Annotated in this window: 7 protein-coding genes, 3 pseudogenes and 1 riboswitch; of the genes and pseudogenes, 2 read left to right on the top strand and 8 right to left on the bottom strand. The window is 42.6% G+C overall.

Annotated features, from left to right (window positions below; all coding sequences use genetic code 11):
* Positions 1–142 (top strand): annotated as a pseudogene (locus AC2VE5_RS22675) (IS630 family transposase); the annotation flags it as partial.
* Between the two features lie 18 nt (positions 143–160).
* Here AC2VE5_RS22675 and AC2VE5_RS22680 read toward each other — a convergent pair.
* Together AC2VE5_RS22680 and ntrB are read right to left on the bottom strand one after the other, a co-directional pair.
* Positions 161–454 (bottom strand): annotated as a pseudogene (locus AC2VE5_RS22680) (ABC transporter substrate-binding protein); the annotation flags it as partial.
* A 37-nt stretch (positions 455–491) separates the two neighbouring features.
* Complete coding sequence (ntrB, locus tag AC2VE5_RS22685) at positions 492–1337, bottom strand: nitrate ABC transporter permease (RefSeq protein WP_486889938.1); 846 nt, start codon at positions 1335–1337, stop codon at positions 492–494.
* A 102-nt stretch (positions 1338–1439) separates the two neighbouring features.
* Positions 1440–1588: riboswitch (cyclic di-AMP (ydaO/yuaA leader) on the bottom strand.
* Between the two features lie 135 nt (positions 1589–1723).
* Here ntrB and AC2VE5_RS22690 point away from each other — a divergent pair.
* The gene (locus tag AC2VE5_RS22690) at positions 1724–3877 is read left to right on the top strand and encodes a Tex family protein (protein WP_486889939.1); all 2154 of its coding nucleotides are present in this window, start codon (positions 1724–1726) and stop codon (positions 3875–3877) included.
* A 31-nt stretch (positions 3878–3908) separates the two neighbouring features.
* Here the strand turns inward: AC2VE5_RS22690 and AC2VE5_RS22695 are convergent, their stop codons facing one another.
* The 6 genes and pseudogenes from AC2VE5_RS22695 to AC2VE5_RS22720 form a co-directional block, all read right to left on the bottom strand.
* The gene (locus AC2VE5_RS22695; RefSeq protein ID WP_486889940.1) at positions 3909–4352 is read right to left on the bottom strand and encodes a hypothetical protein; all 444 of its coding nucleotides are present in this window, start codon (positions 4350–4352) and stop codon (positions 3909–3911) included.
* 142 nt (positions 4353–4494) lie between these two features.
* A complete protein-coding gene (locus tag AC2VE5_RS22700; RefSeq protein ID WP_486889941.1) occupies positions 4495–5700 on the bottom strand; it encodes a glutathione S-transferase family protein in 1206 nt (401 codons plus the stop codon).
* Between the two features lie 330 nt (positions 5701–6030).
* The gene (locus AC2VE5_RS22705; protein WP_486889942.1) at positions 6031–7050 is read right to left on the bottom strand and encodes a TonB-dependent siderophore receptor; all 1020 of its coding nucleotides are present in this window, start codon (positions 7048–7050) and stop codon (positions 6031–6033) included.
* 21 nt (positions 7051–7071) lie between these two features.
* Positions 7072–7200 carry a hypothetical protein gene (locus AC2VE5_RS22710; protein WP_486889943.1) on the bottom strand — a complete coding sequence of 43 codons (129 nt, stop codon included), beginning with the start codon at positions 7198–7200 and terminating at the stop codon, positions 7072–7074.
* Entirely contained in the window at positions 7187–7762 is a 576-nt protein-coding gene (locus AC2VE5_RS22715; protein ID WP_486889944.1) for an AMIN domain-containing protein, read from the bottom strand. The genes AC2VE5_RS22710 and AC2VE5_RS22715 overlap by 14 nt, the downstream gene beginning before the upstream one ends.
* 258 nt (positions 7763–8020) lie before the next feature.
* Positions 8021–8138 (bottom strand): annotated as a pseudogene (locus tag AC2VE5_RS22720) (IS1 family transposase); the annotation flags it as partial.

The following is an 8138-nucleotide window of genomic DNA, read 5'->3' on the forward strand; positions in this document are numbered from 1 at the left end:
GTGGTTGCAAGCAAAGAGGTTTATCCGAGAGTTCTATCATCTGTGTAAATCTTTCTTTGCTGTCAAGCGCTTGTTTGAGCTAGTAACTCACCGACAAATTTTTAATTTCCCAAAGATATTCATGTATAGTGCATTTTCATGAACCATTCAGGATTGCTATAGCTTCACGACTGAGGGTTACATTCAAGCCATACTTGCGAAACAAGCCTTTTTCCCAGGCAACGGCGAAGGGGGCGCAGTCGTTTACGGGTACGTATCCGACGGTAATATTTGGCTTTTCTAGAGTACGGGAATCTACAACAGGTTTTATGGCTAATGCTGCCTCTGATAGTCCTTGAGGAGTGCGGTTAGCGTTGTTGATACCACAAGCAGAAACTGCCATACTCGCCGCCGTCGCACCTATGCCCTTGATGACACTCCGGCGACTCCAACTGTTTTGGTTATTGTCGTGCATATTTAGTTAATAGTTCTATTGCCAGTGAAGATTTTGACTAGCCAGAAATTGTAGGGCGATGAGTAACGAAGGTTTCTATTTTACCTACAGCGTAGTCAAGCACTAATCCGGTTATACCAATTACCAATACAGCTAAAAAGACCGAACTTAAGTTTAGACGACTCCATTCATCCCAGACAAAAAAGCCAATTCCCACACCACCAGTTAGCATTTCAACGGCAACAATTACTAGCCAAGCAATCCCTAAACTAATTCGCAAACCAGTGAAAATATAAGGCAAACTTGCAGGCAAAATTATTTTAGTAATTTGTCTCCAACGCGGCATTTCCAATACTCGCGCCACATCTAGGTAGTCTTTGTTGACACTGGAAACACCCAACGCCGTATTAATAATTGTGGGCCACAAGGATGTAATAAAAATTACAAAAATAGCAGAAGGATCGGCTAAATTGAAAATTGCTAGAGAAATCGGCAACCAAGCTAAGGGAGATACAGGTTTGAAAATTTGAATAATCGGATTGAGTGCCAGCAATGCTTGCTTGGACATTCCAATTAGAAAACCTACAGGAATAGCCACCAATGCACCTAAAGAAAAGCCAATTATTACTCGCCGCAAACTTGCGAGTAATAGCCAACCTAAGCCCAAGTCTCCAGGCCCGCGACGATAAAATGGATGTATTATGTAGTCTAAATTATCTACGAATGCTTGGGCGGGAGTAGGCATTAAGTTTGTAAAAAAAGTAGCTACAAACCACCAGAGGAAAATTACACCCAAAAACCCAGCCAAAGGCAGTAAAACCGCCTCTTTAATAATTGCTGGTTTAGTACGTTTCCAAGCAAGTCCAGCAACCGCTAAGGCTGCAAGATTAAGTTGCAATAGCATTTGATACTCCTCAGAAATAGAGAGCAGGTACAACAGAAACGAGTAATACCAACTAGGAATACTGATGAGTTCAAATCATTAATAAAATAATGTGTTGAATCTCCAATCTTCCCCCAATGCCGACGAAGTTAGCTGACGGGCTAGGACTGAGAGATGTCCATCTACTGAAAAATGCAGATACGCCCCAAACTGTGGTTCCTCCGTTCTAGCTTCTCAAGTGATGAAAAGCATAGATTTGGCTAATTTACTCAAATTTATTCAAAACTATCACTGGAATCCTTGAAAGTCAATATATCTAAAGTAGTAGGATGGGGATGAATCGCCTCTGTTGGTTAAGCTATGGCATTATCAGTTAACTTATACACTCAATTATTTTAGAGTCACCGATGATAGATATTGCTCAATTTTTAGCTAAAGAACTCTCCCTCAAACCTTCTCAAGTTAAGAGCGCGTTGGAATTGTTTGCGGAGTCTGCTTCAATTCCGTTTATTGCCCGTTACCGTAAAGAGCGCACCGGGGAAATGAATGAAATTCAGTTGCGGGAACTGTCGGATAGATTTACTTACCTCAGCGAACTTGAAGAACGCAAGACAACGATTGTCAATGCGATCGCCGAGCTTGGTAAACTTACAGATGAACTGAAGCTAAAAATTGACTCTTGTCTGCAAAAAACCGAGCTTGAGGATCTTTATTTACCCTACAAACCCAAAAGGCGAACTAAAGCCACAATTGCCAAAGATAAAGGCTTACAACCTTTGGCAGAATTTATTAAATCAGTAAATAATCCAAAGTCTGTTGCTAATTCTTTAGCAGATGAAGCAGCAAAATATATTTCTGTAGATAAAGCTGTAAATACTACCGTTGAAGCGCTAAAAGGTGCGGCGGATATTTTGGCGGAAGAAGTTGCAGAAAAGGCTTATTTACGCGCTTACGTGCGAGATTATTTTTTCAAATTGGGCGTATTCAAGTCGCAGGTTAAAAAAGATTACCCTGAAGGTAGTACCAAGTACGAAATGTACCGCGACTACCAAGTTAGCGTTAAAAATATCGCTTCGCACAATATGTTAGCTCTTTTGCGAGGTGAAGCGGAGAAAATTCTCAGTCTAGACCTTGACTTTGATGAATCTGTGGTGCTTAATTATTTAGAAAACCAGGAGATTAAAACCAAAACGAAGGAAATTCGAGATTTTTATCAATTTATGCTCAAAGATGCTTTCAATCGCTTAATGAAGCCATCTTTAACTAGCGAAGTAATTGCCGAACGAAAAACTTACGCAGACATTGAATCTATTAAAACTTTTGAAAGTAATTTGAGAGAATTATTGTTATCGAGTCCCGCCGGGATGAAACCAACTATAGCCATCGATCCTGGCTTCAGAACGGGTTGTAAAGTAGCAGTTGTTGATAGTACAGGGAAGTTTTTGGAATATCAAGCAATTTTTCCCCATTCTTCTGCATCGCAACGCAAGCAAGCTATTCAAGCAATTGAAAAACTAATTAAAAAATATAGCATTCAACTAATAGCAATTGGTAATGGTACGGCGGGGAGGGAAACCGATGAATTTATTGCTGAAGTTTTAGAACCTTTGGATGTCAAGCCCGTTAAGGTCATGGTAAACGAATCGGGGGCATCAATTTACTCTGCAAGCAAAGTTGCGATCGCCGAGTTTCCCGATTTGGATATTACTGTGCGCGGTGCGATTAGTATTGGTAGGCGTTTGCAAGACCCTTTAGCCGAACTTGTCAAAATCGATCCCAAATCTATCGGTGTGGGACAATACCAGCACGATGTCGATCAAAAGTTACTCAAACAAAAGCTCGATGAAACTGTCGAAAGTTGTGTCAACTATGTCGGCGTAAATCTTAACACCGCTTCAGGAGAACTTTTAGCCTTTGTTTCGGGGATTAATTCAACAATCGCTAAAAATATTATTACTTACAGGGACAAACACGGCGCATTTAGCGATCGCACTCAACTATTATCTGTACCCAAACTAGGCGCAAAAACCTTTGAACAATCCGCCGGATTTCTGCGCATTAGCGGCGGAAAAAACCCCTTAGACAATACCGCCGTGCATCCAGAAAGTTATGCTGTTGTCAAAGCGATCGCTACTGACTTGAACGTACCATTAGCGCAGATTTCCCAAGCAGCCAAGCAGCTTAAATCGATAAATTTGCAAAAATACGTCACAGCTACCGTAGGCGAACCCACACTAAAGGATATTATCAGCGAATTAGAAAAACCTGGTAGAGATCCAAGAGCAGAATTTAAGTATGCAACTTTCGCTCCTGGGGTAAAAGAAATTAGAGATTTGACTGTGGGAATGGAATTAGAAGGAGTAGTTACAAATGTGGCTAATTTTGGTGCATTTGTAGATATTGGCGTGCATCAAGATGGCTTAGTGCATATATCGCAAATGGCAGATAAGTTTGTAGACGATCCCAATAAATTCGTCAAAGTCGGACAAGTTGTAAAGGTGCGGGTGATGGAAATTAAGGAGAACTTGAAGCGGATTAGTTTATCAATGCGATCGCATTAATATTGTTCGTAGGCGATCGCAGTATACACCGTTATTGCACGCCTAAATGATTTGCGATTACGCCTAATTTTGCGTCTATTCGAGCTAGGCGTGAGTTTGTCTCGTCTCTATTGTAGTTACTTGCAGCAATTACACCGTCAAGGCGATTAGCCAAGTTATTCATTGACTCTGTATAAATTCTCAAATCTTGACTGAAAGACTCTAAAAAACGATTGTTCGATTCTACAGATTGCTCAATGCGTGTTAGGCGCTCGTTACTAGCTTGTAATTCCTGCCTAAATTGATTAGAACGTTCATTACTAGCTTGGATAGAATCTTCTAACTTCTGCTCGATGCGTGTTAGGCGCTCATTACTAACTTGGATAGAATCTTCTAACTTCTGCTCGATGCGTATCATACGCTCGTTACTGGTAACAATCGATCTTTCTAATAATGCCTCTATTCGGTCGAGGCGATCGCCCTGTGAATTAATCATGACTCCTTTTCTGTTTCAATTTCTACAAGGCGACTGATTGCGATCGCCTAAAACATCACTCAACTATCCTAAGTTTAGGCGATATGCCTCTAAAAAGTGATCGCACTTTACAAGTGACTGCCCTCTTACAAGAGATAGGACATCAAAGTTTGGCAAATTCCACCGGGTTTTGGTCGCGCCGATGTTTAATTGGAATGGGCGTACCTTGCCCATCTCCTGCTAGTGCAGCAGTGGTTTCTAGCGCTTCTCGAAGCCGTTTGGCTGCATAAATTGACATATCTCGCGGTACATTAATGCGATCGCGCAGATATCGCAAAGCTACATCTGACCCTGGCGGCGGCGGACAAGCTTCGCGGGTCATCAAGTTAGTCAATGCACACCGCAACGCATCATCCATCAAGGCATCGTTAGCAGGATTGACACGAATAATATTGGCGCGGTGCTTGATAACGCGGTAAAGCGCCTCTGTGCGCGAGGTTTCTGGTTCTGGGTAGGTGGCATCAGGCAAGCCATCCCAGGAGCCGCCATCGACTCTTGCTTTATTGATTTCCATCTGAGGTTCCCCGTTTTCCCAACAGCCTCCCATTTGAGGCGGTAAATCGTGGACGTGAGTGTGGAAGTCGCTTTGAGTACCTCGATAAGTGGGTCTGCTTTCCATTGCTGCAAACCAGTCGGCTAAGCGGGGGTTTTCTTCGCGTAACGAGTAGCCTTTGTAGTAGTACAAACTAGCGTTCATGCGTTCTACATAAGGCGTAAAAATGACATCTACCGTTCCGAACTCACTGAGAAAATAGGGGCTTGGCGTAGCACCGAGGGCAGCTTCAACTTTTGCGATCATGTTTGTGAATCGAGCGCGGTTTTCTTGCTCTATCCGAATTGAGCTTGGGGGATAGCACAGCCAAGCACACCACTCTCTAAATAACCGTCGCTCTAGTTGCCGCAGAGGTAGTACGGTGGGATGTTTCATCCCTAGCCCCAAGGGTGCGTAGACTTGTTCTAGTGCCATTAAAATATCATCGCTTTCGGTGATGATCCGACCATCTAGCTCAATAGCGGGTAGCATTCCTGAAGGCACTTTGCGCTTGTACCAGCTTTCTTTTTCCCCATAACAGAACATCGTTACTTTTTCCACGCGGTAGGGAATTTGTTTCTCCTCTAGCCACAGCCAGATTTTCTGACAGTAGGGACACCAGGCGTGATTGTCTCGATATAGTGTTACTCGTACCTCTGACTCGCTACGACCAAACAGACGCAACCGAGCTTGGGAATTGGTTAAACCATTGACAGTATCGACTTGAAAATCTGTGAGGGCTTCTAGTTCTGCCCAGCTTAGGGCGGGAATAGTCATGGAGGCGGGTATCCTGAATGCTCTTGAAGTTGTTAGTTTTTGATGCTTTGGCGATCGCCTTTAGAGGTGATTAACGCTATTGATTATTTCCTTGATAGAATTTTTTGAGGCATCAATTGGAGTGTAAATAATAGCGATCGTAGTATTTACAGTCTTTTGCAACTCGCTAAAGACCGTTTATCTACAAATCATATTCTTCATATAAGTTTAACATTGCTGATAAATGCAGTTTTTCCTTTGTTCCTTTGCCCTAAGCCTTCTGTCACACCTATTTTGCTATTCAAACTTCGTTAGTGCTGCTTGGTTTTGCTTGACGACGATACCGCCACATTACAAAGCCTGTAATAAATAAAATAGTGGGTGAAACCCCAACAAACCAAAACCTTCATCAAAATTTGTAGGAAGTGGAGAGCCATAAACAGGAGCGAAAATATCAATCGGAAGGAAAGCGGCGTTGCTGAGTTCGTATTCACTAATGATTTTGCTCAACTCGAAACCCAGAAGCAGTTGATGTTTTATAGATCCAGTATTGAAGTTGCCTATCAACTCTGTTTGCAAAGAATAAATTTGACTGTCTTCGGGAGCTCTTGTAAATCGCCGCCGCAAAGTACGACCATCATTTTCTAACTGAAAAGGCGAAGGTTGCACATTTGACCGTAGAGAATCAGTAGTTTGAATAGAAAAGGCATTTCGCAATTGCCAATTATTATCGAAGCGGTGTTGCAATATAGAACTGAATCTATGGGCAGTAAAGTCGTAACTATCGCTTGGTTCTCCTAAATAACGGCTAATGGGAAGCTCAAAACTTTCTCTTAGCAGTGGCAAACCCCGGTCAAAAGTCTGGTTGAGATTAATGTATTCATATTCCAGGGACAAGGTAGTCGCATCACTAATTTTGTAAGTTAATACGGGGGCGATAATAAAAAGTTCTTTATCAACAAAATCTCGAAAACTACCAGAATTTTCATAGGCAACATTCAATCGATACAGTAAGGTTTCATCAGAGTTGAGTGATCCAGAAATATCTATTGAAGGGCGATAAAAGTCGTAACTTCCAACTATAAATTCACCTACATAATAAGGTTCGCTCAGTGGTTGTTTGGTGATATAGTTTACGACACCACCGGGTTCAATTTGACCATAAAGGACAGAAGCCGGACCTTTGAGAACTTCCACCCTTTCGATGTTGGCAGGATCGGTGAATGAGTAAAAACCATCATCTCTAAAACCATTTCTCAGGTTGTTAGATGCTTCAAATCCCCGGATAGTGTAGTTATCAGTAGCGCCTGCGTAGCCTGGTTTTGGCGTTACGCCTGATACATTGCGCGCAGCTTCTCCAATCCGCGTCACTTGCTGTTCCTCTAGTACCTGTCAAGAGACAACTTGAATTGATTGGGGAATATCACGTAGTGGGGTGTCTGTCCTCGTCGCGCTAGTGGCGTTTGGGACGCTATATCCAGTTTCTTGCTCACCCGTGACTACAATTTCAAGCAGTCTCATCAGCCAACGTTTCACCTTGCTGTGCTTCACTTCCTGACGAAACGGCTTCAGGCGTTGCTGGCGTTTGGTCACTTGGTCGCGTCGTCTCCTGCCGCGTCTGGTTTCCTGGCTGAGGAGTGTCTGGTGGCTTTTGCTGTGGTTGTTGTGCCTGTGTGGAAGATACGGCGGGAGTGAAGCTAAAAATCAAACCGTCGTCACTATCAAATAACTCAACTTTTGGCACGACTTTGTCACCTGTCACTGTTACTCGAATGCCCTTAGCAGCATTTGTCACTGTTACTACAGTAATTCCCTCTGTGGGGTTATCTTGGCGAAATGTATTGCTACCTTGTAGGCGCAGTTGTGTATTTGGGATGTCAGCAATATAAGTATTGCCATCAATTCGCGGTAATAATTGTAACTGTTCGCCTGCTGGTGTTTTTAAAATCGCCTCAATCCCGTTTTGGGTTGGATTAAGCTGCACATTAGTAACTTGTAAGACTTGCGAAAATGCACGTTGAGCTACTAACACCGATCCAGCTACTGCCATCCCAAAACATTTAAGTAGTTGCTGTTGTCTCAATAGTATCTCCTTATACACAACTCCACACGAATTTGTGGGATAAGTTGTAGACTTACCCCGTCCTAGATGGCTACCATTGCCGGTGTTTACTGGGCAATTGATATCGCCAGTTTCAGGGAAATAATTGATGGCTGCGCCAGTAAAATTCAGCTTTGTAGCAACTAAATATCAATTGTAAAAATTACGTTAAGCTAAATAGTAAATATTATCAACTACTTATAAAGGGTAGGGGTTAAGCTTTTACTAGGCGGTAGTGCGTCAGATTATTGTGGGATAGGTCACGATATCATTCCAAGTCCATGGTCGAGAGGTTAATCCTGCTCGTTGTGCGGCAGTGGACTTGAACCGACTATGCTGCCAAATCCAATTGAAGTAA

The organism is Aliterella sp. E5.1 (genome assembly GCF_057473825.1).

Bases quoted from the DNA above. Each gene is read 5' to 3' on its own strand.
- AC2VE5_RS22710 (WP_486889943.1), bottom strand. From the start codon at position 7,200: ATGAGACTGCTTGAAATTGTAGTCACGGGTGAGCAAGAAACTGGATAT.
- AC2VE5_RS22690 (WP_486889939.1), top strand. From the start codon at position 1,724: ATGATAGATATTGCTCAATTTTTAGCTAAAGAACTCTCCCTCAAACCT.
- AC2VE5_RS22695 (WP_486889940.1), bottom strand. From the start codon at position 4,352: ATGATTAATTCACAGGGCGATCGCCTCGACCGAATAGAGGCATTATTA.
- ntrB (WP_486889938.1), bottom strand. From the start codon at position 1,337: ATGCTATTGCAACTTAATCTTGCAGCCTTAGCGGTTGCTGGACTTGCT.
- AC2VE5_RS22700 (WP_486889941.1), bottom strand. From the start codon at position 5,700: ATGACTATTCCCGCCCTAAGCTGGGCAGAACTAGAAGCCCTCACAGAT.